Source organism: Sphingomonas sp. SUN019 (assembly GCF_024758705.1).
Taxonomy (GTDB): Bacteria; Pseudomonadota; Alphaproteobacteria; order Sphingomonadales; family Sphingomonadaceae; genus Sphingomonas.
Genome location: NZ_CP096971.1, coordinates 3,148,407 through 3,174,457, shown reverse-complemented (window position 1 = coordinate 3,174,457; position 26,051 = coordinate 3,148,407). Strand labels below are relative to the sequence as shown.

Genomic DNA, 26,051 nt, shown 5'->3' with positions numbered 1-26,051 from the left:
GAGGGGCTGAGCTTGTCGAAGCCCCGTCTCGAAGGACAGCTAACGGTGCGTCCTTCGAGACGCCATTTCGACAAGCTCAATGGCTCCTCAGGATGAGCGGGGTGGGTCAATCGAATATCATCATGCTGTAGAGACCAGCGCGCGGATGAACCGGCAATGACGAACCGCCCGCCCCGCGACGAAGCGGGGCGGGCGGTCGACAGGCGCGGTTACTGGTTGTTCTGGCGATGCAGGAAGCGCGGGATGTCGAGCGCATCCTTGCCTTCGCCCGCTTCCTCCGCCTTCGCACCGCCGCGCGACGCATTCTGCATCCGTTCAAACAGGGTGCCGCCCAGCTTCACCTTGGGCTGCGCAGGCACGTCGGCGGGTTCGGCATCCGCCCCGCCCGACAGCCAGCGGCGGCGCGGGGTTTCGGCGACCGGGGCCTCGGGCGCGGCGTCGTCGAACACGCGCACCGGCGTTTCGGCGACGATCGTCTCCGCGCCCAGCACCAGTTCGTCGTCGCTCACCGCGTCGACCGCTGCCGCTTCCGCCACCGCGGGAACGGGCTCGGCCGCAGGCACACCGTCCGCCATCGCGTCGGCGGCGGCGCCGGTCGGCTCCGCCACTTCAGGCTCCGGCGCGGCGACCGGTGCCGGCTTGGCTGCCGGCGTCGCGATCTTGCGCGGGGCGGAGAAGCTGAACGCACGCGCCGGTTCCGCCACCGGCGTATCGCTGCGCACCTCGGCCTCGATCCCCGTGGCGACCACCGACACGCGGATTTTGCCGTCCAGGTCCGAATTGAATGCCGAGCCCCAGATGATGTTGGCGTCGGGATCGACCAGCTCGCGGATGTGGTTCGCCGCCTCGTCGACCTCCAGCAGCCGCATGTCCTCGCCGCCGGTGATCGAGATGATGACGCCCTTCGCGCCCTTCATCGACACGCCGTCCAGCAGCGGGTTGGCGATCGCCTTCTGCGCCGCGACCAAGGCGCGGTCGTCGCCATCGGCTTCGCCCGTGCCCATCATCGCCTTGCCCATTTCCTGCATCACCGACCGGACGTCGGCGAAATCCAGGTTGATCAGGCCGGGCATCACCATCAGATCGGTGATCCCGCGCACGCCCTGCTGCAGCACTTCGTCGGCCAGCTCGAACGCCTGCTTGAACGTCGTATTGGCGTTGGCGATCAGGAACAGATTCTGGTTCGGTATGACGATCAGCGTATCGACGAACTTCTGCAGTTCCTCGATCCCGCTTTCGGCCGATTTCGCACGGCGCGATCCCTCGAACGCGAACGGCTTGGTCACCACGCCGACGGTCAGGATGCCCATGTCGCGCGCCGCCTTGGCGATGACCGGGGCTGCACCCGTGCCGGTGCCGCCGCCCATCCCCGCCGCGATGAAGCACATGTGTGCGCCCTCGAGCAGCTTAGACAGGTCGTCGATCGTTTCCTCGGCCGCGGCGCGCCCGATCTCGGGACGGCTGCCCGCGCCCAGACCTTGCGTGATTTTCGTACCCAGCTGGATCTTCTGCGGCGCGATCGACTGTTTCAGCGCCTGCGCGTCGGTGTTGGCGACCAGAAAGCTGACCCCCTGCACGTCGGCGCGCATCATGTTGGCGATGGCGTTGCCGCCTGCGCCGCCCACTCCGATAACTGCAATGCGCGGCGTCAACTCGTCGACGTCCGGCTGGATGAATTCGATACCCATCGACTAATTACTCCGCCTGCCCCTGGCTTTTTCCGAAATACTGCCCGGAGACCCCGTTAAAGTGTTTGCAACATAGCGTTCGTGCGTACCAGCCGAAACTGGCGGCCCGCGTTCAATAATTCGCCCTGGCCGCCTGGATTAGTCGCCTGAACGCTTTCAGGCCCTTCGGCCGGTGTACGGTCTGCGCCTGCGGCACGAGTCCGCGCAGGTCGATCGGGTCCGATGCCGCGAAAAAGGCCAGCCCCGCAAGGGTCGCGAACCCCGGGCCGCTATGCGCATCGGGCAGACCGGTTAGTCCGCGCGGTCGGCCGACGCGAACCGATCGGCCCAGCACCTGTTGCGCGTAGTCCGCGATCCCCTTCAGCTCCGCGCCACCGCCGGTCAGCACCACCTGCCGCCCGACCGGCCCTTCGAATTTCAGCTCGGCCAGCGCGGTCTGCACCTCGCCCATCAATGCCTCCAGCCGGGTGCGGATCACCGCGATCAGCGCGGCCTTGGTGATCTGCAGCGGATCGGCGTCGTCGTCGGCGGTCGCGGCGCGGATCGTGATCATCTCGTGATTGTCACGCGGCGATGCGTTGGCGGAGCCGTGGAAGCACTTCATCCGCTCGGCCTGCGTCCGCGTCGTCCCGAACGCGCTTGCGATATCGTCGCTGATGTCGGCCGATCCCATCGGAATCGATTTCAGCCCGACCAGCATCTCGCCCGCGAACAGCGACACGTTGGTGATGCCCGCGCCGATCTCGATCAGCGCGACTCCCAGATCGCGCTCCTCCTCGCTCAGGCACGCAAGGCCGGTCGCGATCGGCGAAGCGATGATCGACTTCACCTCCAGATGCGCGGACCTGACGCAAAGATCGAGGTTGCGCACCGGCGATCCGTCGGCGGCGATGACGTGGATATGCACGCCCAACCGGTCGGCGTGCAGCCCGAGCGGCTTCTTCACGCCGGTCAGCCCGTCGAGCGTGTAAAGCGCGGGTTGCGCGTGGAGCACCATCCGGCCTTGCGGATCGATCGCGGTGCGCCCCTCCTGCAATAGCGCGTCGATATCCGCCTGTTCGATCCGGTGGCCGTTCAGCTCGACCTCGATGAAGGCCTCGTCGCTGACCAGGCCGCCCGCGGAAAAGCCCGCCCAGACGTTCTCGATGTTGATGCCCGCGATCCGTTCGGCCTGTTCCACCGCCTCACGCACCGCGACTTCGGTCACGCCCATGTCGGCGATATAGCCGCGCTTCACGCCGCGGCTCTCGCGCTGGCCGGTGCCCAGCACGATCAGCTCGCCGCCGTCGCCCTTCTGCGCGATCATCGCCGAAATCTTCGACGATCCGATATCCAGCGCGGTGATCAGACCTTCCGGTGCCGCCTTCGCCATTGCCCCAAATTCCCCAAATCAGACGTCGGTTGCCCGAACGACGTCATCCACCTGTTCCGTAGCAGTTTTTTCAGGGATCGCAGCCCCCGATCCGTCATCCGGCACGGCATGATTCATGTCCGTCCCCGGTTTTCGCGCGACCATCTTCGTCGGGTCACGCAGATCGAACTTCAGCCACCCCTTGCCCAGCAAAGGCTTTTCCCCGTTCATCCGCGCGAATTTCACCAGCGCCGTCGCCGCGCCTTCCTGCGGCAGCGACAGCACCTCGCCGCTGGCGAACGTCAGATCCCAGCGCCGGTTGCCGACCCACGTCGCCGCGCGCACACGCGGCTTCAGCGCGGGGGCGACGGCGAGCAGCTTCTGGTACGCCGCCTCCTGCCGGTCCGCACCGGGGCCGATCACCAGCGGCAGATCGGGCATCGCATCGCGGTCGATCGGGGCCAGCAGCTTGCCGGTCGCGTCGATCAGCGTGAGCTGCCCGTCGTTCTGCCAGATCGCGGCGGGCTGGCGCTCGACGATATGGATCAACAACCGGTCGGGCAGCCGCCGTGAAACATAGGCGTCCGCGACCCACCCATAGGCCAGCAGCCGCTCTCGCACCGCCGTCAGGTCCAGGCGCAGCATCGCACGGCTCGGCTGGTCCTCCAGCGCGATGGCGTACACCGTCTCACGGTCCATCCGCTTCAGGCCGGTGATGTCGACCTGTTCGATCCGCAGCCCCGCGCGCCCCGCGCTCTCCGCAATCGCCGCGCCGACCGTGCCCGGGATGCCGATCCACGTCGCCGCGCCGATCGCTACCGCCCCGCCGATGCCCAGCACGGTCCACGTAACCGCACGGCGCAACGTGTCGTGGCTGACCGGCAGCCGCGCGATGATGCGGTCGCCCAGCGACGCCTTCGGGCGCTTCTTCTGAACCGCGCGCCGCGGCGGCGGCCCGCGCTTGATCGTGCGGCTCACTTGAGCGCCTCCTCAACAATGGCCTGCACCAGTTCCGGATAGCTCATGCCGGTATGCCGCGCCTGTTCGGGCACCAGGCTGAGCGGCGTCATCCCCGGCTGGGTATTCACCTCCAGCAGGAACAATCCATCCACCCCGCGCTCGTCATCCCAGCGGAAATCGGCGCGGCTGCACCCCTTGCACCGCAGCAACCGATGCGCCTCGACCGCGATCGTCAGGCACGCCTGCGTGATCTCGTCGGGAATATCCGCGGGGAAGATATGGTCGGTCATCCCCTCGGTATATTTCGCGTCATAGTCGTACCAGCCCGACTTCGGCCGCAGCTCTGTAACACCCAGTGCGCGATCCCCCAGCACCGCCGTCGTCAATTCCCGCCCGCGGACATAGGGTTCGGCGAGCAGCTCGTCGAACTCGGCCCACGGCCCCTTCACGTCGCGCCCGATCGGATTGCCGTAATTGCCCTCGTCGGTGACGATCGCGACGCCGACCGACGACCCTTCGTTGACCGGTTTCAGCACATACGGCCGCGCCAGCGGATCGGCCTCGTATACGTCCGCCGACTTCACGATCCGCCCGCCCGGCATCGGGATGCCGTGCGGGACGAGCGCCTGCTTGGTCAGCACCTTGTCGATCGCGATCACCGACGTGGCGAGACCGCTATGCGTGTAGCGCAGCCCCATCAGGTCGAGCATCCCCTGCACCGACCCGTCCTCCCCCGGCGACCCGTGGAGCGCATTGAACACCAGATCGGGCCGCGCCTCGGTCAGCTTCGCCGCAACGTCCCGCCCCATGTCGATCCGCGTGACGCGGTGCCCGAGCGATTCCAGCGCCTCGGCGATGCCGGAACCCGACGACAGCGAAACCTCACGCTCCGCCGACCACCCGCCCATCAAGACCGCGATGTGGAGGTTCTCAGTCATTAGCCACACCAACCCGCTGTATTTCCCATTCGAGCGTCACGCCCGAATGCGCCTTTACCCGCGCCCGAACGTCCTCGCCCAGTTCCTCAATCTCCGCGCTTGTCGCGGACCCTAGGTTCAGCAGGAAATTCGTGTGCTTCTCGCTCACCTGCGCATCGCCCCGCCGCAAGCCCCGACACCCAGCCGCATCGACCAGCGCCCAAGCTTTCTCCCCCGGCGGATTCTTGAACGTCGACCCACCCGTTTTCGATCGCAGCGGCTGCGACGCCTCGCGCGACGCCGCGATCCGGTCCATCTCCGCCTGGATCGCCGCCGGATCGCCCGCAACACCACGGAACGTGGCGCTCACCACGACGCAGCCTTCGGGCAATTCGCTGTGCCGATAGGTGTAGCCAAGCGCATCCACCGCCAGCGTCCGCCGCTCGCCCGACCGCAAGACGATCTCGCACTCGATCAGCACGTCCTTCACCTCGCGCCCGTACGCCCCGCCGTTCATGCGCACGAACCCGCCGACCGTGCCGGGGATCGAGCGCAGGAATTCGACCCCGCCAATCCCGGCATCACGCGCGGTGGACGAAACGAGGATACCGCTCGCTCCGCCGCCGCAAACCAAATCCAGCCCGTCCGCCGAAACCTTGGAGAACGCCTTTCCCAACCGCACCACGACCCCCGGCACGCCGCCATCGCGCACGATCAAATTCGACCCCAGCCCCAGCGCGATCACCGGCATTGCAGGGTCGAGATCGGCGAGAAACCCCGCCAGATCACCCGCATCCTTCGGTTCGAAAAGCCATTCCGCCGCCCCGCCCGCCTTGAACCACACCAGGGGCGCGAGCGGCGCATTTTCGGTCAGCCGCCCGGCTACTTTTGGAAAAATAGCGACGCTCACGCCGCCGCCTCGATCTTCGCGGCCAGTCCCGCCGCCCATTTCGTGATGTCCCCAGCACCAAGACACACCACCTGATCGCCGCCGCGCACCATCCCCGCCAGCGCCACCGCCAGCGCATCCGCGTCAGCCACCGTCTCCGCCGCACGATGCCCGCGATGGCGCAAGCCAGCGACCAAAGCCTCGGCATCCACCCCCTCGACCGGCGCTTCGCCCGCGGCATAGACCGGCGTTACGAACACCGCATCGGCATCGTTGAACGCGCCCTGGAAGTCCGCCATCAAATTGCCGAGCCGCGAATAACGATGCGGCTGCACCACCGCGATCACCCTGCCCTGCGCGGACTCCCGCGCCGCCGCCAGCACCGCGCGGATTTCCACCGGATGATGCCCGTAATCGTCGATGATCGTGGCCCCGCGAACCTCGCCAACCTTGGTGAAGCGCCGCTTCACCCCGTCGAACTTGTCGAACCCCTTCTGGATCGTCGCATCGTCGATCCCCAATTCCAGCGCGACGCCGATCGCGGCCAGCGCGTTCTGCACGTTGTGGCGGCCGGGCATCGGCAGATCGATCCCCTCGATCGATCGCGTCGTCCCGTCGCGGTGGCGCACGATCGCCTCGAACCGGTTGCCGCCGGGATACGGCGTCACGTTCACGCCGCGCACGTCGGCGCTGGCCGCAAAGCCGTACGTCACGATCCGCCGGTCGCGCACCCGCGGGATCAGCGCCTGCACTTCCGGGTGGTCGAGGCACAGCAACGCCGCGCCATAGAAGGGCACGTTCTCGACGAACTCGACATACGCGTCCTTGGATTTGTCGAAGCTGCCATAGTGATCGAGATGCTCGGGATCGATGTTGGTGACGACCGCGATCGTGCCGTCCAGCCGCAAGAAACTGCCGTCGCTCTCGTCCGCCTCCACCACCATCCAGTCGCTCGCCCCCAGCCGCGCGTTCGATCCATAGGAATTGATGATCCCGCCATTGATGACGGTCGGATCGACCCCGCCCGCGTCGAGCAGCGCCGCGATCATGCTGGTGGTGGTCGTCTTTCCATGCGTTCCCGCGACCGCAACGGTCGATTTCAGCCGCATCAGCTCGGCCAGCATCTCGGCCCGCCGCACCACCGGAATCCGGTTCGCCAGCGCCGCCTCGACCTCCGGATTCCCGCGCTTCACCGCGGTCGAAATCACCACCACCGCAGCGTCCGTCACGTTTTCCGCGCTATGCCCGATCGTCACCCCGATCCCGCGCGCACGCAGGCCATCGACGACATAGCCCTCGGCCACGTCGCTGCCCTGCACCCTATAACCAAGGTTGTGCATCACCTCCGCGATGCCAGACATCCCGATCCCGCCGATCCCGACGAAATGGATCGTACCGATGTCCGTGCCGACCCCTTTCACGATCAAATCCTCCCCTGCAAGGGGAGGTGGCAGGCGAAGCCTGACGGAGGGGTGTCGCCGCTAGCAACGAAGGGTGACACCCCTCCGTCGCGCTGCGCGCGCCACCTCCCCTTGCAGGGGAGGATGGAGGTCGCCCCCCTCACGCGAACGCCTCACGCTTCTGCACCAGCCCAACCGGCAATGGACTCCGCGGCGCGTCCAAACTCTCGACCAGATCGGCCAGGTCACGCGCCGCGTCGGGCTTGCCGCAACTCCGCGCCCGCCCCGCGGCGTTCTGCAGCGCGTCGGGGTCCAGCCCCAGCCGTTGCATCTGCTTCGCGAGTTCGGCGGGCGTAAACGAAGCCTGCGCGATCGTCCGCGCGCCGCCTGCCTCGGTGATCTCGCGCGCATTGGCGGTCTGGTGATCGTCGGTCGCGCTTGGTAGCGGCACCAGGATCGCCGGGCGCCCCGCCGCGGTCAGTTCCGAGATCGTCGACGCGCCCGCGCGCGCGATCACGAGGTGCGACCATTTCAACTGCTCGGGCAGGTCGGGCAGGTACGTCGCCAGATCGGCCGCGATGTCGAGTTCGGCGTACTTCGCGCGCGCCGCATCGATATCCTCGATCCGCGCCTGATGCGTCACTTGCAGCCGCCGCCGGAACGCGACCGGCAGCATCGACAGCCCCTCCGGCACCACCTGCGACAGCACGCTCGCCCCCTGCGACCCGCCCGTCACCAGCACGCGGAAGATCGAATCCTCGTCGAGCAACGGATAGGGCTGAGACCGCAGCGCCAGCACCGCGTCGCGTACCGGATTGCCGACGTGATGAACCTTCACCTCGTGACCGGGCTTCAACCGCTCGGTCTTCGCATAGGAGGTTGCGATCGCATCGACCCGCCCCGCGACCAGCCGGTTGACCCGCCCCAGCACTGCATTCTGTTCATGCACCGCGGTCGGAATCTTCTCCGCAAACGCCGCCGACAGCGCCGGGAACGCCGGATAGCCACCGAACCCGATCACCGCCGCGGGCCGGAACGTCCGGTACAATTGCCGCGCCAGCGCCCGCCCGCGCCACATCTCACGCGTCGCCTTCGCCCAGCCCAGCGGCCCGCCCGCGAACCGCCCGGCGGGCAAGACGTGCGTCTGTACACCCTCGAACAGCCCCGGGAAGCGTACGCCACGCGCATCGCTGACCAGCGCCACGCGGTGCCCGCGCCGCGTCAGTTCTTCGGCCAGAGCCGCAGCCGGGACCATGTGGCCGCCCGTACCCCCGGCGGCCAAAACGAAATGACGGGGCTTGCTCATCGGCTACCCCAGCGGGTGACATAGGGACTACGCATCAGAAACGGATTGCGCCGGGTGAAGGTCAGCAGCAACCCCATCCCGATCGACAGCGCGATCATCGACGATCCGCCATAGCTGATGAACGGCAAGGTCATGCCCTTCGACGGCGCCATGCCCGTATTGACCGCCATCGACACCAGCGCCTGCGCGCCGAACTGCACCGCCAGCCCCGACGCGGCGAGCAGCTTGAACCCGTCCTGTTCGTCCAGCAGCTTCACGAACACCCGCACCACGATCGCAAGAAAGATCACCGCGATGACCGCGCACGCGATCAGGCCGAATTCCTCGCCGATCACCGAAAAGATATAGTCGGTATGCGCCTCGGGCAGCCCGAACTTCACCGTGCCGCCGCCCGGCCCGGTCCCGGTCCAGCCGCCCGCGGTCAGCGTGTTGTGCGCCGCATTGGTCTGGAAATGGTCGCTCGCGCCGTCCTCGGCGCCCGGAAACAGGAAGGCGTCGATCCGCTTGCGCGCAGTGCCGTAGAACAGATACGCGCAGACCAGGCCAACCGGGGCCAGCGACGCAAACCCCACGATCGTCCGCGTCGGCGTGCCAGCGATGACCAGCAGCGCCATCCACACCGCGCCGAACACGATCGTCTGCCCCAGATCGGGCTGCAGCATCAGCAGTCCGGCAACCAGGCCCGTCATTCCGAACGTCAGCGCCGTGACCGGCAAGCTCTCGTCCTTCGACCGCAGCGACAGCAGCCACGCGACCGTCACGATGAAGCACGGCTTCAGGAACTCGGACGGCTGGAATTGCGCGATGCCCAAGCCGATCCAGCGCCGCGCGCCGTTCACCTCGACCCCGACGAACGGCGTCATCGCCAGCAGCACGGTGAAGCCGACCGCCCCGATCACCGCCAGCCGCCGCGCCGCCGTCACCGGCAGCATCGACACGACGATCAGCACCGGCAACGACACGCCGACCCACATCAGCTGGCGCCAGAAATAATAGAGCGGCGGGAATTTCAGGTGGTCGCCCGAATAGCGCATCGCGCTGGCCGGGCTGGCGGCCGCGACCGCCAGCAGCCCGACCGCGATCAGCGCGAACGTTAGCAACAGCAATACGCGGTCGGTATCCCAGAACCACGTCCCCAGCGGGCTGCGATCGCCGCGCCCGCCGCGCGCCCGCAACCGCGCCTTGATCCCGGCTTCGCTCACGATCTCGGCCATTCCGTCACTCATTGCCCCGTCTTGCATTGCAGCGCCCCCACCGCATCCTTGAAAGCCTGTCCGCGATGTTCGTAGTCGCGGAACTGATCGAACGACGCCGCCGCGGGCGACAAAAGGACGGTATCCCCCGCCTTGGCCTGCCACGCCGCGCTGTTCACCGCCTCGGCCAGCGTCCCCGCCCGCTCGACCGGCATGTCGCCCTCCAGCACGGCGGCGAACACCGGCCCCGCCTCGCCGATCGTATAGGCGCGCACGACATGGCCGAACGCCGGACGACACGCGTCCAGATCATCGCCCTTCGCACGCCCGCCGACGATCCAATGCACACGGCTAAACGCCGCCAGCGCGGGCGCGGTGCTTTCGGGATTGGTCGCCTTGCTGTCATCGACGTAAGCCACGCCGTTCACGACACCGACCTGCTCCATCCTATGCGGCAGTCCCTTGAAGCTCTGCAAGCCGCGATCGATGTCGGCCTCGGAAACCCCTAGCGCCTGACACACCGAAATCGCGGCGAGGGCATTTTGCGCATTGTGCGGCCCCTGAAGGCTGGGCCAGCGCGACTGGTCCATGCACACGCCGGGCGCGATCTTGGTCAGATGCTCCCCGCGCGCCGACAGACCCCGCGCGATCTGCGCCGACGCCGCATCCCCGATCGCGATCACCGCCTCATGCTCGGGCGATTGCATCGCGAACAACCGCGCCTTGCTATCTGCGTAAGCTTGGAAGTCTGAATATCGATCGAGATGGTCAGGCGTGACGTTCAGCAACACCGCCACATCGCAATCCAGCGTCTGCGTCAGGTCGATCTGATAGCTCGACAGCTCCAGCACATAGACGCCACCCTCGGGGAGCGGTTCCTGCTCGAGGATCGGCAGCCCGATATTCCCGCCCATCAGCGAGGGCACCCCCGCGGTCTGCAGGATATGATGCACCAGCGCCGTCGTCGTCGACTTGCCGTTCGTCCCCGTGATCCCGACGACCTTGTGCGGCCGCAGTTCGGCGCGGCTCTGCGCGAACAATTCGATGTCGCCGATCACCGCCACGCCAGCGTCGCGCGCCTTCGCCGCCAGCGGATGTGTGTTCAGCGGCACCCCCGGCGATACGACCAACGCGTCGAACGCCGACAGATCGAGCCCCATCGGATCGACGATCTCCAGCCGTGCGCCAGAATGGAGGAAGTTCATTCCCTCCCCCGCCGGATCGTCCTGCGCTCCGAAATGCGCCTTCACATCCGCGACCCGCGTCGCGTCGCTGTCCCACGCCACGACCCGCGCGCCGCTTTCCATCAGCGCGTTCAGCACCGCCGCGCCCGACCGCGCGAGGCCCAGCACGACGTAGCGCTTCCCGTTCCAGGCGCGGCTGGTGATCACCTGAGCTTCAACGTCGACAGACCCGCCAGCGCCAGCACGAACGCGATGATCCAGAACCGGATCACGACCGTCGGCTCGCTCCAGCCCAATTGCTCGAAATGGTGGTGGATCGGGGCCATGCGGAATACGCGTTTCCCGGTTCGCTTATAGAAGAACACCTGAATGATGACGCTCATCGCCTCCACCACGAACAGCCCGCCGATGATCCCCAGCACGATCTCATGATGCGCAGTCACCGCGATCGTCCCCAACGCGCCGCCCAGCGCCAGACTGCCGGTATCCCCCATGAACACCGCCGCAGGGGGCGCGTTGAACCACAGGAACGCCAGCCCCGCGCCGATCATCGCGCCGCAGAAGATCGCCAGTTCGCCCGCACGCGGAACGTGCGGAATGCCGAGATAGTCGGCGAACTTCACGTTCCCCGCCAGATAGACGATGACCATGAACGCGAGACTCGCGATGATCACTGGCATCGACGCCAGCCCGTCCAGCCCGTCGGTCAAATTCACCGCATTGCCGAACGCGACGATCGTGAACGCCGCAAACAACGGATAGAACCACCACAATTCGATATACATCCGGTTGGTGAACGGCAGGAACAATCCGGTTCCGTTCTCCTGCATGATGATGAACGCCGCGATTCCGGCGATCGCGAATTCCAGGATCAGCCGCGTGCGCCCCGATACGCCCGCGTGGCTCGCCTTCGTCACCTTGTCGTAATCGTCCATGAACCCGATCGCGCCGAAGCCCAATGTCACGAACAGGCACGACCAGACGAACGGATTGCTCAGGTCCATCCACAGCAGGACGGACAGCGTCAGCGAGGTCAGGATCATCAGCCCGCCCATCGTCGGCGTGCCGCGCTTGGCCAGATGCGTCTGCGGGCCGTCGGCGCGGATCGGCTGGCCCTTGCCCTGCCGGATGCGTAACCACCCGATGAAGCGCGGTCCGATGATCAGCCCGATCATCAACGCGGTCGCGATCGCCCCGCCGATCCGCGTCGTCTGATAACGGATCAGGTTCAGGACGCCCGGAAATCCAAGCTGTTCGGCGATCCAGTACAGCACTTAAATCTTGCCCCCAGCGAGCGACGCGACGACCCGCGCCAGCCCCACCCCGTTCGATCCCTTGACGAGCACCGCATCGCCCGGCGCGATCATCGCAAGATGGTCGAGCGCCGCCGCAGTGTCGCGCACATGGACGAAATCGACGCGCCCCTCAAGCGCGGTCGCTAGCGGGGCCATCGCCTCACCGACCAGCAGCGCCGCTTCGACGTTTGCGGCCAGGATCGGCTCGGCCAGCGCGGCGTGATAGTCCGCGCTCTTCTCCCCCAGTTCGCGCATTTCGCCGAGCAACGCGACGTGACGACCGGGTTCGTGCGCCAGCACCGCCAGCGTCGCCGCCATCGATGCCGGGTTGGCGTTGTAGCTCTCGTCAATCACCAGGGCCTCGCCGCCGAGCAGCTTGGCGATGAACCGCGCGCCACGCCCCTGCAGCCCACCCATCTCGGCCAGCGCCAGCCCCGCCAACCCCAGGTCCGCGCCCACCGCCTCGACCGCCGCCAGCACCGCCAGCGCATTCGACACCCAATGCGCACCCGGCTGCGCGATCGTGAAGCTCAGTTCGCTGCCCGGCAGTTTCGCGGTGACGAACGTGCCGCCGGTCGGCACGCGCATCGTCTCCAGCGGCCGCACGTCGGCGTTGCGATCGGTTCCGAACGTCACGATCCGGCCCGCATAGGGCGTCGCGGCGGCGATCAACCGGTCGCGGTGCGGGCTGTCGTACGGGATGATCGCGACCCCGCCCGGCTCCAGCCCGGCAAAAATCTCTCCCTTGGCGTCCGCAATCGCGCTCTCGTCGGGGAAGAACTCCGTATGCGCGGGCGCGATCGCGGTGACGATCGCGACGTGCGGGCGGACCAGCGTCGTCAGGTGCGCGAGTTCGCCCGGATGGTTCATCCCCATCTCGAACACGCCATAGCGCGCCGCCGCGGGCATCCGCGCCAGGCTGAGCGGCACACCGGTATGATTGTTGTAGCTCTTGACGGATCGATGCGCCTCGCCCGGCACGCCGCGATCGAGGCACGCGAACAGCGCCTCCTTCGCCGACGTCTTCCCGACCGATCCGGTGACGCCGATGATCCGCGCCTCCGTCCGCGCCCGCGCCGCGCGCCCGAGGTCTTCCAGCGCCGCAAACGTATCGGCGACCCTCACCGACGCCCGCGCCTCGTCCCGCGACACCAACGCCCCCGCCGCGCCCTGCGCAAAGGCTTGGTCGAGAAACCGATGCCCGTCGGTCGCCTCACCGGACAGCGCGACGAACAGATCGCCCGGACCGACCTCGCGCGAATCGAACGTCACGCCGCGGGCAAAGAACTCCGCCGTCGCGACCCCACCTACCGCGCGCGCGATCTCGTCGCTGGACCAGAGCGGCGGAGCGGGCATTCAGCGCGCCTCGACACCATTCGACGCGTCATCACCACCGAACTTCAAACTCAGCTTCCGCCGTTCCCGTGGCGGCCGCTCGCCCTCCGTCCCTACCGACGGCTTCACCGGCATCTCGAACTTGCGCTTCACCTCGCGACCTCCCTCACCACACCAACATCGTCGAACGGCAGGACCAGATCGCCGACGATCTGCCCCTGCTCATGGCCCTTGCCCGCGATCAGCACGATATCGCCCGCCGCCGCCATCCCGACCGCCGCAGCGATCGCCGCACGCCGGTCGCCGATCTCGGTCGCCTCCGGCGCACCCGCCAGCACATCGCGCCGGATCGCCGCCGCATCTTCGCCGCGCGGATTGTCGTCGGTCACGATCACCACATCGGCCAGGCCAGCCCCGACCGCGCCCATCGGCTCGCGCTTGCCGGAATCGCGATCGCCGCCCGCGCCGAACACCAGGATCAGCCGCCCCGTCACATGCGGGCGGAGCGCCGCGATCGCCGCCTCCAGCGCGTCGGGCGTATGCGCATAATCAACGTAGACCGGCGCGCCGCTCGCCAGGATCGCCGCGCGCTCCAGCCGCCCGCGCACCGGCTGCAACCGCGCCAGATTGGCGATCGTCTCATCTGTATCCCCGCCGGTAGCGATCACCAGCCCCGCCGCGACCAGCGCATTCGCCGCCTGATACGCCCCGATTAACGGCAGCGTCACCTTGTGCTCGCGCCCGTCCGCATCCGCGATCACCAGCCCCTGCCCCAGCAGAGTCGGATCGCGCGACACCAGCCGCAGCGCATCGCCATGTTCGCCGACCATCATTAGCCGGTTGCCTCGCGCGCGCGCCAGATCGATCACGCGGTCGGATTGCGGGTCGTCGGCCCACACCACCGCGGTCCCGTCCGCACTCAGCACCTCGGAAAACAGTCGCAGCTTGGCGGTGAAATACGCCGCCATATCGCCGTGATAGTCCAGGTGATCGCGGCTCAAATTCGTGAACGCCGCCGCCGCTACGGCCAAGCCTTCTGTGCGATACTGGTGCAGCCCGTGGCTCGACGCCTCGAACGCGACATGCGTCACCCCTTCGCGCGCCAGCCCCGCGACGTTCGACAGGAAGGTGACGACATCGGGCGTCGTCAGCCCCGTCGTCGTGCGCTCGTCCGCCGTGGTCACGCCCAACGTACCGATCGACGCGGCGTGATGCCCCGCCATCCACCACAATTGCCGCGTCATCTCGACCGTGGATGTCTTGCCGTTGGTCCCGGTCACCGCCACCGCGGTCGCCGGAAAGGGCCGGAAGAACGCCGACGCCAGCCGCGCGAAGCACTCGCGCGGATTGCGGTCGGCGATATGCGCCGCGCCCTCGACGATCGCCTCGGGCCGCGCCACGACCGCGACCGCACCAGCGGCGACGGCGGCCGGGATGAAATCCTCGCCGTTGACCCGCGCGCCCTCGAACGCGCCGAAGATCGTGCCGGGCGCGACCTTGCGGTGGTCGATCGCGAACCCCGTCACCTGCGCCGCGTCGGCGCCTCCCGTAAGCGCCCCCAGCTTCATTCGGCGTCCACCTTCTTCTCGTCGCCCGGCGCGTGCCACAGCAGCCCGGCCATGTCGCGCTCGTCGATGTCGCGGCGATCGTCGGGGATCACGCCCAGCATCGCGCCGGTCCGCGCGATCACGCGGCTGACGACCGGCGCAGCGGTATAGGCCGCGGTCGTCTGGAACAGATTCGCCTCGACCCGCTTCGGGCTGTCCATCATCACCAGCACGACATAGCGCGGCGCGTCCATCGGGAACACCGCCGCAAAGGTGGAAACGTTGCGATTACGCGCATAGCCGCCGCCTTCCGCCGCCTCCGCGGTTCCCGTCTTGCCGCCGACCCGGTATCCCGGCGCCTCGGCCTTGCGCCCGGTGCCGTCGGTCACGATCAGCCGCAGCAATTGCCGCAATCGCGCGCTGGTCGATTCCTTCAGCACGCGCTTGCCCGCCGGGGCCATGCCCGGCGCGACCTTCAGCAACGTCGTCGGGCGGAAGATGCCGCCGTTGACCAATGTCGCGTACGCATTCGCCAGATGCAGCGGCGTCACCGCGATACCGTGGCCATAGGCCGCCGTCATCGTCGTCGTGCGCGCCCAGTATACCGGCCACAACGGCCGCCCTTTCTCGATCAGTTCGATGTCGGGCTTGTGGTCGAATCCCAGCTTGCGGAACATCGCCTCAAGTCGGGCGCGGCCGATCTCGTCGGCGATCCGCGCGGTCGCGATGTTCGACGAATGGATCAGCGTCTCGGGAATGTTGAGCCAGCGGTTCTGCGCGTGGTCGTCCTTGATTTTGTACCGCCCGACCTGCAGCGGCTTGGTCGCGTCAAACCGGCGGCTCATGTCGGTGACGACGCCGGTGTCGATCGCGGTCGCCATCGTGATCGGCTTGAACGCGGAGCCCAGCTCGTACACCGACTGCGTATTGATGTTGCGCAGTTGCTCGGTCCCCGCCATCCCGACCCGGTTGGGGTTGAACAGCGGCAGCGACACCATCGAGATGATCTCGCCGGTGTGGACGTCCAGCACGATTCCCGCCGCGCCGCGCGCCTGCATCGCCGCGACCGACCGGCCGAGTTCGCTCTCCATCGCCGCCTGCACGCGCGCGTCGATCGAAAGCTGCACCGGCGCGTGATTGGCCGGATCGGTCAGCCGCGCATCCAGCGCCCGCTCGATCCCGGCACGCCCGCGCACGACCGGATCTTTCTTTGCGGTGCCGATATAGCCCAGCACGTGCGCCGCCATCGTCGATTGCGGGTACAGCCGCTGCGTCTCGCGCTCGAACACGATCCCCGGCTCGCCGATCGCATTCACCGCCTGCACCAGCGCCGGACTGGCGCGGCGGTTGAGGTACGCGAAGTTCGCGCGGCGGCTGAGCAGGTTGAAGAAATACGCCTGATCGCCCTGGTCGGGCATCAGGTCGGCCAGTTGCTGCGCGATGACGCTCTTGTCGCCCAGCATCTTGTGCGGATGGACCGCGATCGTCCACGCGTCGATCGTGCGGGCCAGCGGCGCGCCGTTACGGTCGACGATGTCGCCGCGCGGCGCCGCGATCAGCGCCGCGATCCGTTCGCGTGGACCTTCGATCGCCAGCAGCGCCAGCCGCCCGACGACGACCAGCACTGCCGCGCCGAACAGCAGCATCAGGATCATCAGCCGCTTATGTTGCGTCGCCAGCAGCGCCTGGCGCTGCTCGCCGGCCCGCAGCGGCCGGATGGCGCGGGCCTCGTGGTTGCTCAACGGTTACGGCCGCGCTCTGCGCGCGCGCCGCTCATCAGGTCGCCCAGCGTCGTATCGCTCAACAGGCCGCGGTCCAGCATCGCCACCGTCTTCGACTTGCGCAGCGATGCGGTGGTCAGCGGCGCGGGCGATGCGGCCTTCACCGCCACCGCCTTCATCATGCGCGGCGCGGGCGCTTCGGCAACGCTCTCCCGGCGCGGCGCAGGCTTGGCGATCGTCGCCGACGCCTTCATCATCGTCGCGACCGGCGCGGCCTCGGTTACCGGCGGCGGCGTATAATCGGGGATCGACGGCACGACCAGCGCCGCGGTCTGCACGTCGGTACCGCCCATCAACGGCGCATCGAAGCGGATCGACGCCAGCTGCGCCTCGTCCCGCACGAACTGCCCTGCGGTCGGCGCGACCAGCGCCAGCGTGTCGCCGTTCCACCGCTCCAGCTGGACCAGGTTCGATCGCACGTCGAATTCGGTCTCCAGCGCGCGGATGTCGCGTTCGGCCGATCCGATCTTGGCGTTCACCTGATCCAGATGCTTGCGCTCGGCCGCGACCTGCAGGCTGATGAGGTAGAAGCCCAGCGACACGATCACCACGCCGCCGAACCAGCCAAGCCCCTTCAATCGATATGCCGCGGTCATGCCTCTTCTCCATCCCCATACACGGGCCAGGGCGCGGCGGTCGTACGCCGCGCCATACGCAAGGTGGCGGAACGGGCGCGCGGGTTGCGCGCCACCTCCGCCGCGCCCGCACGAACACTGCGGGCGATGATCTCGAAACTGGGTTCGCGCGGTTCCGCCGCCGCCGGGCGATGCCGCGACCCCGCGGGCGTCCCGCCGCTGCGCGCACGCAGGAAACGCTTCACGATCCGGTCCTCCAGGCTGTGGAATGTGACCACCGCCAGCCGCCCACCGGGCTTCAACACACGCTCCGCCGCCGCCAGCCCCTCGGACAATTCGTCCAGTTCGCGGTTCACATGGATGCGGATCGCCTGGAAAGCGCGCGTCGCCGGATCCTTCTTGTCGTGCGCCCGGTATCCCAAAGCGCGCCGCACGACGGTTGCGAGTTCGCCCGTCGTCGTCAGCGGCCGCGCCGCGACGATCGCCCGTGCGACACGGCGCGACTTGGGCTCGTCGCCATACCGCCACAGCACGTCGGCGATCGCCGCCTCGTCCGCCTCGTTGCAGAAATCCGCCGCGGACATCCCCGCCTGGCTCATCCGCATGTCGAGCGGCCCGTCGCCCTGGAACGAAAAGCCGCGCTCGGCCTGGTCGAGCTGCATCGACGACACGCCGATATCCATCGTCACGCCATCGACCGGGGCCAGGTCACGCGCGACGAGTTCGGGTTCCAGCGCTGAGAATGCCGCAGGAATCAGGATCAGGTCGGTCTCGGCCTCCAGCGCGCGACCGGCATCGATCGCATCGGGATCGCGATCGAACGCCACCACCTGCACGCCCGCCGACAGCAGCGCCCGCGTGTACCCGCCCGCGCCGAACGTCGCATCGACATGCCGCTCGCCCGGCTCCGGGGCCAGCGCCGCGATCACCTCGTCCAGCAGCACCGGAACGTGCGGCGCGTCCGCCTCGCATTTCCGCGCCGCGCTCACAGCGCGATACCCTTCTCTTCGCACGCGAAGGCCGCGGCCTCGCGCACATAGGCGTCGACTTCGGGCGTCGCGATCAGCAACTCCGGCGACCAGATCGTGATCCAGTTCAGCGATCCGTAGAAGAACGCGACCTTCTCGATCCGCGCATAACGGCGCTCGAACGCGGGCATGATGAACCGCCCGCTGCCGTCGAACGGCAGCGGCTCTGCCCCGCCTGCGCGGTCCATCAGATTGTGGTCATGCCGCCCCAGCTTCTCGACATTCTGCTCGTCCAGCCGCTCCAGCCGCTGGCGCAACACCTTCAGATAACCGGGATCATAGGCGATGAGGCAACGATAGTCGGGGTGCGGCGCGATGATGACGGTCCCGCCGTCCTTGCCGTCGTCGCGCGGCGCGTTCTTGGCCAGGATGTTCCTGAGGGTCGCAGGGATGGCGACGCGGCCCTTGTCGTCGACAAGTCCGATGCCCTTTCCCTGATAATCCACCCTGTCCAACACGCCCACCTCGCACGCGGCGCGCAAAGCCCCACCGTTCCGGAAAACGGCCTGCGCCGCGCTCCGGTCGTCACATCGACAACAACAGTGGTCCTGCCCCTCTGCTTACCTGATCAATATCAGGGAGAGGCTGGTGTGTGAAGGGATTTTTAGGGAAATTACGGGAAATCGCGCTAGTCGGGCGGCGTCCTGTCGCAAAGAGGCTCAATGACGCCGATCGGTTCGCTTTTCGTTCGCATTGCGTAAGTGCCGAGTACCGCCGACAAGCGTCGAATCGGGAAGCGATCCCGCGATTTCCCGTACCCGATCGTGCTCATGACTGCGGCTGGGCGGTAGGAGGGGCTGGCGCGTCGCTGTTGGTGGTGCTCGGCGCGACGCCCAGTTCGGCCAGTGGTTCGCTCGCCGTGTCGGCGGGTGCGGTCGTGTTGAGCGTCGGAACGGTGGCGGGTATTTCCAGCTTCGCCGCGCCGGGGACGTCGACCGGCCGCTCGCGGCTCGCGGCGCTGAAGATCGCGCTGGCGAGTCCGATGAGCAGGACGACCGCGGCCAGGCCGCTCATCCCGACCTTGACCCGCTGCATCGTCTGGCTGGTTGAGCGTGCGACCGTCTTCATCCTGTCGCCAAGTTCTAACCGATCATCGCGCATATGTCGAATTTCGCTCAACTCGTCGCTCGGCGCAACCCCTTCGTCGTGAGCCATTCCGGATTATACAGCGTTGAAAGATAACGGAAACCGGTGTCGCACAGGATCGTCGCGATGCGCTTTTCCGGCCCCATTTCGCGCGCCAGACGCACTGCCCCTGCCACGTTGATCCCCGACGACAGACCCAGGCAAAGCCCCTCCTCGGTCAGCATTCGGTCGACCCAGTCGAGCCCCTCCTGATCCGAAATCCGGAATTGCGTATCGACCGGCGCGCCCTCCAGGTTGGCGGTGATCCGCCCCTGCCCGATCCCTTCGGCGACCGACGTTCCCTCGCTCTTCAATTCGCCATGCGCATAATATTCGTACAGCGCCGCGCCGTGCGGATCGCTCAGCGCGATCCGCACATTCTCGTCCTTCGCCTTCAATCCCAGCCCGACCCCCGCGAGCGTGCCCCCCGTACCGACCGCACAGGTGAAACCGTCGACGCGACCATCCATCTGCGCCCAGATCTCCTCCGCCGTTCCGACGATATGCGCACGGCGATTGGCGACATTGTCGAACTGGTTCGCCCACACCGCGCCCGGCGTTTCCTCCGCAATCCGGCGCGAGGTATGGACGAAATGGCACGGCGAACTGAACGGCGCGGCCGGCACCAGCACCAGCTCCGCTCCCAGCGCACGTAAGGTGTCCATCTTCTCGCGGCTTTGCGTCTCGGGCATCACGATGATCGTCCTGTAGCCCTTGGCGTTGGCGACCAGCGCCAGCCCGATCCCGGTATTCCCGGCGGTCCCCTCGACGATCGTCCCGCCCGGCGCCAGCAGCCCCTTCTCCTCCGCATCCATCACGATGAACAGCGCAGCGCGATCCTTGATCGACGCACCGGGATTGGCGAACTCGCACTTGCCGAAGATGTCGCACCCGGTCTCGTCGCTCGGCCCCCTCAGCCGGACGAGCGGGGTATTGCCGATGAGCGATAGGGTGTCGGGAACGATCTGCATCGCCGCTAGATGGCGCGCGACGGCGAATGCGGCAAGCGAGCGTGGCTTTGTTGTTCGGAAGTGCGACTGATGGTAGAGTGCGCGAATACGGAGGTAGAACGATGGGCGTTCAACTTAATATCAAAGATCCCGAGACGGTACGCCTCGCGCGCGAACTGGCGGGTGACACGGGGCGAACGGTCACGGAAACGGTTCGCGCTGCCCTGCAACGTGCGCATGAAGATCGTGCAGATAAGATCCAGGCGAAGATCGCCAAAATGAACGCGGCGGTCGACCGACTTCGCAAGCATCTACCGCCCGAATGGAAAGGTCGTACCTCAAAAGAAATAATGGACGAGCTGTATGACGAGGACGGCCTGCCCATATGATCGTCGACACGTCGGCGCTGATGGCGATTATCTTGGGCGAACCCGAACGCGATCTTTTCATCGCGATATTGGCTTCGGCGGACACGTTATCGATATCGGCGGGAAGTTGGGTCGAACTCGGTGCCGTGATCGTCCGCAGGCAACAGCACATGTTGGAACACGAATTACTGGCATTGCGCGACGATTTCGAGTTTGGGGTCGAACCGGTGACGGTCATCCAAGCCGATTTGGCTCGCGTCGCTTACAGAGAATACGGTCGCGGAACCGGCCACCCCGCCAAACTAAACTTCGGCGATTGCTTCGCCTACGCGCTCGCCAGGGAAACCGGCGAACCGCTTCTCTTCAAGGGAAACGATTTCTCACAGACCGATATCAATCCCGCGGTGAAGTGACGCTCAAATCCTCCTTCCCACCGGTCGTCGACGCCCGCACCCGCGTCCTGATCCTCGGCAGCTTGCCCGGCGACCGCAGCCTGGCCGAACAACGCTATTACGCGCATCCGCAGAACCAGTTCTGGCGGCTGGTGGGCGCGGCGATCGACCGCGATCTCGCCGCGCTTCGCTACGACCAGCGTCTCGCTGCGCTGCTCGAGGCCCGGATCGGCCTGTGGGACGTCGTCGCCACCGCCCGCCGCACCGGCAGCAGCGACGCGACGATCCGCGATCACGCCGCAAACGATCTCGCCGCGTTGATCCAAACGCTGCCCGATCTGCGCGCCGTCGCCTTCAACGGCGGCAAGGCGCTGGCCATCGGCCGGCGGCTGATCTCCGGCCAACCGATTCTCGCCCTGCCTTCCAGCAGCGCGCTGCACACGATCGGCTTTGACGCGAAGCGCCCCGCATGGCTGGCAATACGTGATTATCTCGATGTTAATTAGTATGTCGGACGCACCATCGCCTTGACGACGGTTGCTGCATAAGCGAAGCGCGGAATCGCTATGAAGAGCCCCCTCCTCTCCGCCGCCGCGACGCTTCTCGCGCTCGCCGCCTGCAATTCCGAACCGGCCGCCCCGACGGTCGTCGATTCCAACCCCGATCCGATGGCGAGCCAACTCGCCAACGCCGCGCCGGTCGAGCTTCCGGCCGCAATCAAGGCGGACAAGAGCTTCCGCTGCAAGGACAACAGCCTGGTCTACGTCACCCTGTTCGAGGGCGACAAGCAGGCCGTCGTCCGCACGTCGAAGGGCGGCCCTGCAACGACGTTGAAGGCCGCGAATGCCGGGGAACCGCGCACCGCAGAGGGCGGCTGGTCGCTGACCGGCGATGCGAAGGGCATCACGCTGGCCCAGCCCGGCAAGGAAAGCCAGACCTGCAAGGGTTGAACTGACCGGCCTTCCGCCGAAATCACGCCCGCCGCTCCCACGTAGCGGCGGGTTTTTTATCGACTACGCCGCCGCCTTGCGCACCGCGTCGCAGATCCGGTCCACCACCGCCTCCACCTGCCGCGCGTCGTCGCCCTCGGCCATCACGCGGATCACCGGCTCAGTGCCCGACGGGCGGATCACCAGCCGTCCGGTACCGTTCAGTTCGGCCTCGGCATCCGCGATCACCGTCTTCACCGCATCATGGTCGAGCGGCTTGCCGCCCGCGAACCGCACGTTCTTCAACAATTGCGGGACCGGATCGAAACGGTGCAGCACCTCGCTCGCTGGCGCGCCCGCGCGCTTCAGTTCGGCCAGTATCTGCAGCCCCGCGACCAGCCCGTCGCCGGTCGTGGCATAATCGGACAGGATGATGTGCCCGGACTGTTCCCCGCCGACATTATATCCCTGCGCGCGCATCGCCTCCAGCACATATCGGTCGCCGACACCGGTGCGGATCAGCCCCAGCCCTTCTGCCGCCAATTGGCGCTCGAGCCCCAGGTTCGACATCACCGTCGCGACCAGCCCGCCGCCGGTCAGCCGCCCGGCGCGCGCCCAGCCGCTGGCGATCGTCGCCATCAGCTGATCGCCGTCGACCACGCGGCCGCTCTCGTCGACCACGATCAGCCGGTCCGCGTCGCCGTCCAGCGCGATGCCGATCGCCGCGCCGCTGGCCACGACCGTCTCGGCCATCGTCTGCGGGTGAGTCGATCCGACCTGATCGTTGATGTTCTTCCCATTCGGCGCGACGCCGATCGCGACGACCTCGGCGCCCAGTTCCCACAGTGCCGAGGGCGCAACCTGATACGCCGCGCCGTTCGCGCAATCGACCACGATCTTCAGCCCATCGAGCGTCAGGTCGGTCGGAAACGTCGATTTGGCGAAGTGAATATACCGCCCCCGCGCATCGTCGATCCGCTTCGCACGACCGATGTCGGCGGCAGGGGCCAGCGCGGGCGCGCCGTCGATCAGCGCCTCGATTGCGCGCTCTGCATCGTCGCTCAACTTGTATCCGTCGGGACCGAACAGCTTGATCCCGTTGTCGGCATAGGGATTGTGGCTCGCCGAGATCATCACGCCCAGATCGGCGCGCATCGAATGCGTCAGCATCGCCACCGCGGGCGTCGGCATCGGGCCGAGCAGCACGACGTCCATCCCGACCGCGGTGAACCCTGCGACCATCGCGTTTTCGATCATATAGCCCGACAGTCGCGTGTCCTTGCCGATCACGACGCGGTGCCGGTGATCGCCGCGCAGGAAATACGTTCCCGCCGCCATGCCGACCTTCATCGCCATCTCGGCGGTCATCGCGCTGGCGTTGGTCAGCCCGCGAATCCCATCGGTGCCGAAATATTTCCTTGCCATGCGCGCGCTGGTCCGTTCCGCTAGGGGTTATGGCCCGCGTGATAGCGCCGGACCGATCAAAGTGCGAGCCAAGGGACAAGAATGTCGCAATCCACCCGTATTTTACTGGCGCTGGTCGCTGGCCTGCTCGGCGGCATATTGCTCGCCGCGAATGCCGCGACGCTGGTCGATCCGGTCGCCAGCGTCGCGCAGCCGATCGGGCAGGCGTGGCTGAACGCGCTGCAGATGACGATCATCCCGCTCGTCTTCTCGTTGCTGGTGACGGGCGTCGCGGCGACCGCGGAGGCGGCGCAGGCCGGGCGGCTCGCCGGACGCGCGATCGCGCTCTACGTCACGATGCTGGCTCTTTCGGCGACCGCGGCGGCATTGCTGACGCCGCTGTTCCTGCAGATCGCGCCATTGCCGGTAGAATCCGCCGCCAGCCTGCGCGCCGCCATGATCGGCGTCGCCCCGATCCCGCCGACCCCGCCATTGGGCGAGTTCCTCGCGAACATCGTCCCCGCGAACATCGTGAAGGCGGCGGTCGAGAACAGCTTCCTGTCGCTCATCATCTTCGCGCTGATCTTCGCCTTCGCCCTGACCCGCATCGACAGCGACCTCCGCGTGCTGCTGACCCGCTTCTTCACCGCGGTGCGCGACACGATGCTGGTCGTGATCGGCTGGATCCTGTGGATCGCGCCGATCGGCGTCTTCGCGCTCGCGCTGGTGGTCGGCGCGCGTGCAGGAACCGGCGCGTTCGGCGCGCTGGTGCATTACATCCTGACCGTGTCCGCGGTCGGGGTATGCGTCGCGCTGATCGCCTATCCGCTGGCGGTGTTCGGCGGGAAGATTGGTCTTGCCCGCTACGCCCGCGCCGCGCTCCCCAGCCAGGCGGTCGCAATCAGCACGCAAAGCTCGCTCGCCTCGCTGCCCGCGATGCTGGCGGGCGCGCGGGCGCTCGGCGTGCCGGTGGCGACGGCTGGCGTGACGCTGCCGCTGGCGGTCGCGATCTTTCGCGCGACCGGCCCGGCGATGAACTTCGCGGTGGCGATCTATATCGCGACCTGGTTCGGCGTGCCGCTCAGCCCCGCCACGCTCGCGGTCGGCACCGTGGTCGCCACGCTGACCTCGCTGGGGTCGGTCAGCCTGCCCGGCACGGTCAGCTACGTCAGCGCGATTGCGCCCGTCGCGGCGGCGATCGGCGCACCCGTCGCGCCGCTCGGGCTGCTCGTCGCGGTGGAGACTATTCCCGATATCGTCCGGACGCTGGGCAATGTCATGACGGATCTTGCCACCACCGCGACGCTCGCGCGTTGGAACCACGTAACAGAGGACGAGGCGGACACGCTCGTCGAGGAGATGTCGCTATGAAGTACCGCACGCTCAGCCCCCAATTCGAGGTTTCCGCGCTGGGCCTCGGCTGTATGCCGATGGCTGGCGTGTCGAAGGGGATGTACGGCGAGGCCGACGAAGGCGAGAGCATCGCGACGATCCACCGCGCGATCGAACTGGGCGTCACCTTCTTCGACACCGCCGAAGTGTACGGCCCGCTGGTGAACGAGGAACTGGTCGGCAAAGCGATCCGCGGCAAACGCGACGGCGTCGTGGTCGCGACCAAGTTCGGTTTCCGCTTCGGCGATCGCGGGGTGATCGGCACCGACTCCAGCCCCGCCAACATCCGCCGCGCATGTGAGGGATCGCTCAAGCGACTGGGCGTCGAGACGATTGACCTGCTCTATCAGCACCGCGTCGATCCGAACGTCCCGATCGAGGAGACGGTCGGCGCGATGGGCGAGCTGGTGGCCGAAGGAAAGGTCCGCCACCTCGGGCTGTCCGAAGCCGGTGTCGACACGATCCGCCGCGCCGCCGCGACGCACCCGATCGCCGCGCTGCAATCCGAATATTCGTTGTGGGAACGCGACGTGGAGGAAGAAATCCTGCCGCTTTGCCGCGAACTCAACATCGGTTTCGTCCCCTACAGCCCGCTCGGGCGCGGCTTCCTGACCGGGCAGATCACGCAGCGGTCGGACTTGCCCGAAGGTGATTACCGGCTGAATGATCCGCGGTACTCGGAAGAGAATTTCGCGACCAACATGGAAATCGTCGCGGTCGTGAAGGGCGTCGCCGATGCGCACCACGTCAGCCCGGCGCAGATCGCACTCGCGTGGTTGCTGGCGCAAGGCGACGACATCGTCCCCATCCCCGGCTCCAAGCGCCGCGTCACGCTGGAGAATTCGATGAAGGCCGCGGACGTGGTGCTGACTGCCGACGACCTGACCAAACTGGACGCCGCTGCCCCGCGCGGCGGCACCGCCGGGCCGCGTTATGGTGAGCGAATGATGTCGATGGTGCGGCTGTAGCCTTGGTAAGCCCCTCTCCCTTCAGGGGAGCGGTGCCAAACACCTATTGACAAACCTGTCAGCAATCACCTATT

At 67.2% G+C, this 26,051-nt stretch carries 26 protein-coding genes; 6 read left to right on the top strand and 20 right to left on the bottom strand.

Annotated elements, in window-relative coordinates; translation table 11 throughout:
• Positions 1 to 209: 209 nt before the first annotated feature.
• The 19 genes from ftsZ to M0208_RS15195 form a co-directional block, all read right to left on the bottom strand.
• A complete protein-coding gene (gene ftsZ / locus M0208_RS15285) occupies positions 210 to 1,688 on the bottom strand; it encodes a cell division protein FtsZ (RefSeq protein WP_258892531.1) in 1,479 nt (492 codons plus the stop codon).
• Positions 1,689 to 1,800: 112 nt separating this feature from the next.
• Positions 1,801 to 3,060, bottom strand: coding sequence for a cell division protein FtsA (ftsA, locus tag M0208_RS15280; RefSeq protein ID WP_258892530.1), 1,260 nt, complete (start codon positions 3,058 to 3,060; stop codon positions 1,801 to 1,803).
• Between the two features lie 18 nt (positions 3,061 to 3,078).
• Entirely contained in the window at positions 3,079 to 4,017 is a 939-nt protein-coding gene (locus tag M0208_RS15275; RefSeq protein ID WP_258892529.1) for a cell division protein FtsQ/DivIB, read from the bottom strand.
• Positions 4,014 to 4,937 carry a D-alanine--D-alanine ligase gene (locus tag M0208_RS15270; RefSeq protein ID WP_258892528.1) on the bottom strand — a complete coding sequence of 308 codons (924 nt, stop codon included), beginning with the start codon at positions 4,935 to 4,937 and terminating at the stop codon, positions 4,014 to 4,016. Before M0208_RS15270 ends, M0208_RS15275 begins: the two co-directional genes overlap by 4 nt.
• The gene (gene murB, locus M0208_RS15265) at positions 4,930 to 5,865 is read right to left on the bottom strand and encodes a UDP-N-acetylmuramate dehydrogenase (RefSeq protein ID WP_408988105.1); all 936 of its coding nucleotides are present in this window, start codon (positions 5,863 to 5,865) and stop codon (positions 4,930 to 4,932) included. Before murB ends, M0208_RS15270 begins: the two co-directional genes overlap by 8 nt.
• Positions 5,823 to 7,226, bottom strand: coding sequence for a UDP-N-acetylmuramate--L-alanine ligase (gene murC, locus M0208_RS15260; protein WP_258892526.1), 1,404 nt, complete (start codon positions 7,224 to 7,226; stop codon positions 5,823 to 5,825). Before murC ends, murB begins: the two co-directional genes overlap by 43 nt.
• Before the next feature lie 139 nt (positions 7,227 to 7,365).
• On the bottom strand, positions 7,366 to 8,511 hold the full coding sequence (gene murG, locus M0208_RS15255) for an undecaprenyldiphospho-muramoylpentapeptide beta-N-acetylglucosaminyltransferase (protein WP_258892525.1): 1,146 nt from the start codon (positions 8,509 to 8,511) through the stop codon (positions 7,366 to 7,368).
• Entirely contained in the window at positions 8,508 to 9,725 is a 1,218-nt protein-coding gene (locus M0208_RS15250) for an FtsW/RodA/SpoVE family cell cycle protein (protein ID WP_258892524.1), read from the bottom strand. The genes murG and M0208_RS15250 overlap by 4 nt, the downstream gene beginning before the upstream one ends.
• An 8-nt stretch (positions 9,726 to 9,733) precedes the next feature.
• Positions 9,734 to 11,095, bottom strand: coding sequence for a UDP-N-acetylmuramoyl-L-alanine--D-glutamate ligase (murD, locus tag M0208_RS15245; RefSeq protein WP_258892523.1), 1,362 nt, complete (start codon positions 11,093 to 11,095; stop codon positions 9,734 to 9,736).
• Positions 11,092 to 12,162 (bottom strand): phospho-N-acetylmuramoyl-pentapeptide-transferase, encoded by a 1,071-nt coding sequence (gene mraY / locus M0208_RS15240; RefSeq protein WP_258892522.1) that lies wholly within the window; start codon positions 12,160 to 12,162, stop codon positions 11,092 to 11,094. Before mraY ends, murD begins: the two co-directional genes overlap by 4 nt.
• Complete coding sequence (murF, locus tag M0208_RS15235) at positions 12,163 to 13,539, bottom strand: UDP-N-acetylmuramoyl-tripeptide--D-alanyl-D-alanine ligase (protein WP_258892521.1); 1,377 nt, start codon at positions 13,537 to 13,539, stop codon at positions 12,163 to 12,165.
• The gene (locus tag M0208_RS15230) at positions 13,540 to 13,671 is read right to left on the bottom strand and encodes a hypothetical protein (RefSeq protein ID WP_258892520.1); all 132 of its coding nucleotides are present in this window, start codon (positions 13,669 to 13,671) and stop codon (positions 13,540 to 13,542) included.
• Entirely contained in the window at positions 13,668 to 15,086 is a 1,419-nt protein-coding gene (locus M0208_RS15225) for a UDP-N-acetylmuramoyl-L-alanyl-D-glutamate--2,6-diaminopimelate ligase (RefSeq protein WP_258892519.1), read from the bottom strand. The genes M0208_RS15230 and M0208_RS15225 overlap by 4 nt, the downstream gene beginning before the upstream one ends.
• Positions 15,083 to 16,807 (bottom strand): penicillin-binding protein 2, encoded by a 1,725-nt coding sequence (locus M0208_RS15220; RefSeq protein WP_258892518.1) that lies wholly within the window; start codon positions 16,805 to 16,807, stop codon positions 15,083 to 15,085. The genes M0208_RS15225 and M0208_RS15220 overlap by 4 nt, the downstream gene beginning before the upstream one ends.
• Complete coding sequence (locus M0208_RS15215) at positions 16,804 to 17,442, bottom strand: hypothetical protein (RefSeq protein ID WP_258892517.1); 639 nt, start codon at positions 17,440 to 17,442, stop codon at positions 16,804 to 16,806. The genes M0208_RS15220 and M0208_RS15215 overlap by 4 nt, the downstream gene beginning before the upstream one ends.
• Entirely contained in the window at positions 17,439 to 18,410 is a 972-nt protein-coding gene (gene rsmH, locus M0208_RS15210; RefSeq protein WP_258892516.1) for a 16S rRNA (cytosine(1402)-N(4))-methyltransferase RsmH, read from the bottom strand. The genes M0208_RS15215 and rsmH overlap by 4 nt, the downstream gene beginning before the upstream one ends.
• On the bottom strand, positions 18,407 to 18,907 hold the full coding sequence (locus M0208_RS15205; protein WP_258892515.1) for a division/cell wall cluster transcriptional repressor MraZ: 501 nt from the start codon (positions 18,905 to 18,907) through the stop codon (positions 18,407 to 18,409). The genes rsmH and M0208_RS15205 overlap by 4 nt, the downstream gene beginning before the upstream one ends.
• Before the next feature lie 310 nt (positions 18,908 to 19,217).
• On the bottom strand, positions 19,218 to 19,517 hold the full coding sequence (locus tag M0208_RS15200) for a hypothetical protein (RefSeq protein ID WP_258892514.1): 300 nt from the start codon (positions 19,515 to 19,517) through the stop codon (positions 19,218 to 19,220).
• A 47-nt stretch (positions 19,518 to 19,564) separates the two neighbouring features.
• On the bottom strand, positions 19,565 to 20,545 hold the full coding sequence (locus M0208_RS15195; protein ID WP_258892513.1) for a cysteine synthase A: 981 nt from the start codon (positions 20,543 to 20,545) through the stop codon (positions 19,565 to 19,567).
• 101 nt (positions 20,546 to 20,646) lie between these two features.
• Here M0208_RS15195 and M0208_RS15190 point away from each other — a divergent pair, with 101 nt between their 5' ends.
• The 4 genes from M0208_RS15190 to M0208_RS15175 are packed head-to-tail and all read left to right on the top strand — an operon-like array spanning position 20,647 to position 22,234.
• Positions 20,647 to 20,913 carry a type II toxin-antitoxin system VapB family antitoxin gene (locus M0208_RS15190; RefSeq protein WP_258892512.1) on the top strand — a complete coding sequence of 89 codons (267 nt, stop codon included), beginning with the start codon at positions 20,647 to 20,649 and terminating at the stop codon, positions 20,911 to 20,913.
• Positions 20,910 to 21,305: a type II toxin-antitoxin system VapC family toxin gene (locus tag M0208_RS15185; RefSeq protein WP_258892511.1), complete on the top strand. Its 396-nt coding sequence runs from the start codon at positions 20,910 to 20,912 to the stop codon at positions 21,303 to 21,305. Before M0208_RS15190 ends, M0208_RS15185 begins: the two co-directional genes overlap by 4 nt.
• The gene (locus M0208_RS15180) at positions 21,302 to 21,790 is read left to right on the top strand and encodes a DNA-deoxyinosine glycosylase (protein ID WP_258892510.1); all 489 of its coding nucleotides are present in this window, start codon (positions 21,302 to 21,304) and stop codon (positions 21,788 to 21,790) included. The genes M0208_RS15185 and M0208_RS15180 overlap by 4 nt, the downstream gene beginning before the upstream one ends.
• A 60-nt stretch (positions 21,791 to 21,850) precedes the next feature.
• Complete coding sequence (locus M0208_RS15175) at positions 21,851 to 22,234, top strand: hypothetical protein (protein WP_258892509.1); 384 nt, start codon at positions 21,851 to 21,853, stop codon at positions 22,232 to 22,234.
• 63 nt (positions 22,235 to 22,297) lie between these two features.
• Here the strand turns inward: M0208_RS15175 and glmM are convergent, their stop codons facing one another.
• A complete protein-coding gene (glmM, locus tag M0208_RS15170) occupies positions 22,298 to 23,638 on the bottom strand; it encodes a phosphoglucosamine mutase (RefSeq protein WP_258892508.1) in 1,341 nt (446 codons plus the stop codon).
• An 81-nt stretch (positions 23,639 to 23,719) separates the two neighbouring features.
• Between glmM and M0208_RS15165 the strand changes: the two genes are divergently transcribed.
• A complete protein-coding gene (locus tag M0208_RS15165; protein ID WP_258892507.1) occupies positions 23,720 to 24,988 on the top strand; it encodes a dicarboxylate/amino acid:cation symporter in 1,269 nt (422 codons plus the stop codon).
• Positions 24,985 to 25,977, top strand: a complete 993-nt coding sequence (locus M0208_RS15160; RefSeq protein WP_258892506.1) for an aldo/keto reductase — start codon at positions 24,985 to 24,987, stop codon at positions 25,975 to 25,977. Before M0208_RS15165 ends, M0208_RS15160 begins: the two co-directional genes overlap by 4 nt.
• Positions 25,978 to 26,051: the final 74 nt, after the last annotated feature.

Excerpts from the sequence above, each read along its gene's own strand:
- M0208_RS15270 (WP_258892528.1), bottom strand. The coding sequence starts at position 4,937 with ATGACTGAGAACCTCCACATCGCGGTCTTGATGGGCGGGTGGTCGGCG.
- ftsZ (WP_258892531.1), bottom strand. The coding sequence starts at position 1,688 with ATGGGTATCGAATTCATCCAGCCGGACGTCGACGAGTTGACGCCGCGC.
- M0208_RS15225 (WP_258892519.1), bottom strand. The coding sequence starts at position 15,086 with ATGAAGCTGGGGGCGCTTACGGGAGGCGCCGACGCGGCGCAGGTGACG.
- ftsA (WP_258892530.1), bottom strand. The coding sequence starts at position 3,060 with ATGGCGAAGGCGGCACCGGAAGGTCTGATCACCGCGCTGGATATCGGA.
- M0208_RS15165 (WP_258892507.1), top strand. The coding sequence starts at position 23,720 with ATGTCGCAATCCACCCGTATTTTACTGGCGCTGGTCGCTGGCCTGCTC.
- glmM (WP_258892508.1), bottom strand. The coding sequence starts at position 23,638 with ATGGCAAGGAAATATTTCGGCACCGATGGGATTCGCGGGCTGACCAAC.
- murB (WP_408988105.1), bottom strand. The coding sequence starts at position 5,865 with ATGGGCGGCGGGACTGGCCGCGAAGATCGAGGCGGCGGCGTGAGCGTC.
- M0208_RS15250 (WP_258892524.1), bottom strand. The coding sequence starts at position 9,725 with ATGGCCGAGATCGTGAGCGAAGCCGGGATCAAGGCGCGGTTGCGGGCG.
- M0208_RS15215 (WP_258892517.1), bottom strand. The coding sequence starts at position 17,442 with ATGACCGCGGCATATCGATTGAAGGGGCTTGGCTGGTTCGGCGGCGTG.
- M0208_RS15175 (WP_258892509.1), top strand. The coding sequence starts at position 21,851 with ATGAAGAGCCCCCTCCTCTCCGCCGCCGCGACGCTTCTCGCGCTCGCC.
- M0208_RS15200 (WP_258892514.1), bottom strand. The coding sequence starts at position 19,517 with ATGAAGACGGTCGCACGCTCAACCAGCCAGACGATGCAGCGGGTCAAG.
- M0208_RS15185 (WP_258892511.1), top strand. The coding sequence starts at position 20,910 with ATGATCGTCGACACGTCGGCGCTGATGGCGATTATCTTGGGCGAACCC.
- murG (WP_258892525.1), bottom strand. The coding sequence starts at position 8,511 with ATGAGCAAGCCCCGTCATTTCGTTTTGGCCGCCGGGGGTACGGGCGGC.
- murF (WP_258892521.1), bottom strand. The coding sequence starts at position 13,539 with ATGCCCGCTCCGCCGCTCTGGTCCAGCGACGAGATCGCGCGCGCGGTA.
- M0208_RS15160 (WP_258892506.1), top strand. The coding sequence starts at position 24,985 with ATGAAGTACCGCACGCTCAGCCCCCAATTCGAGGTTTCCGCGCTGGGC.
- M0208_RS15195 (WP_258892513.1), bottom strand. The coding sequence starts at position 20,545 with ATGCAGATCGTTCCCGACACCCTATCGCTCATCGGCAATACCCCGCTC.
- M0208_RS15190 (WP_258892512.1), top strand. The coding sequence starts at position 20,647 with ATGGGCGTTCAACTTAATATCAAAGATCCCGAGACGGTACGCCTCGCG.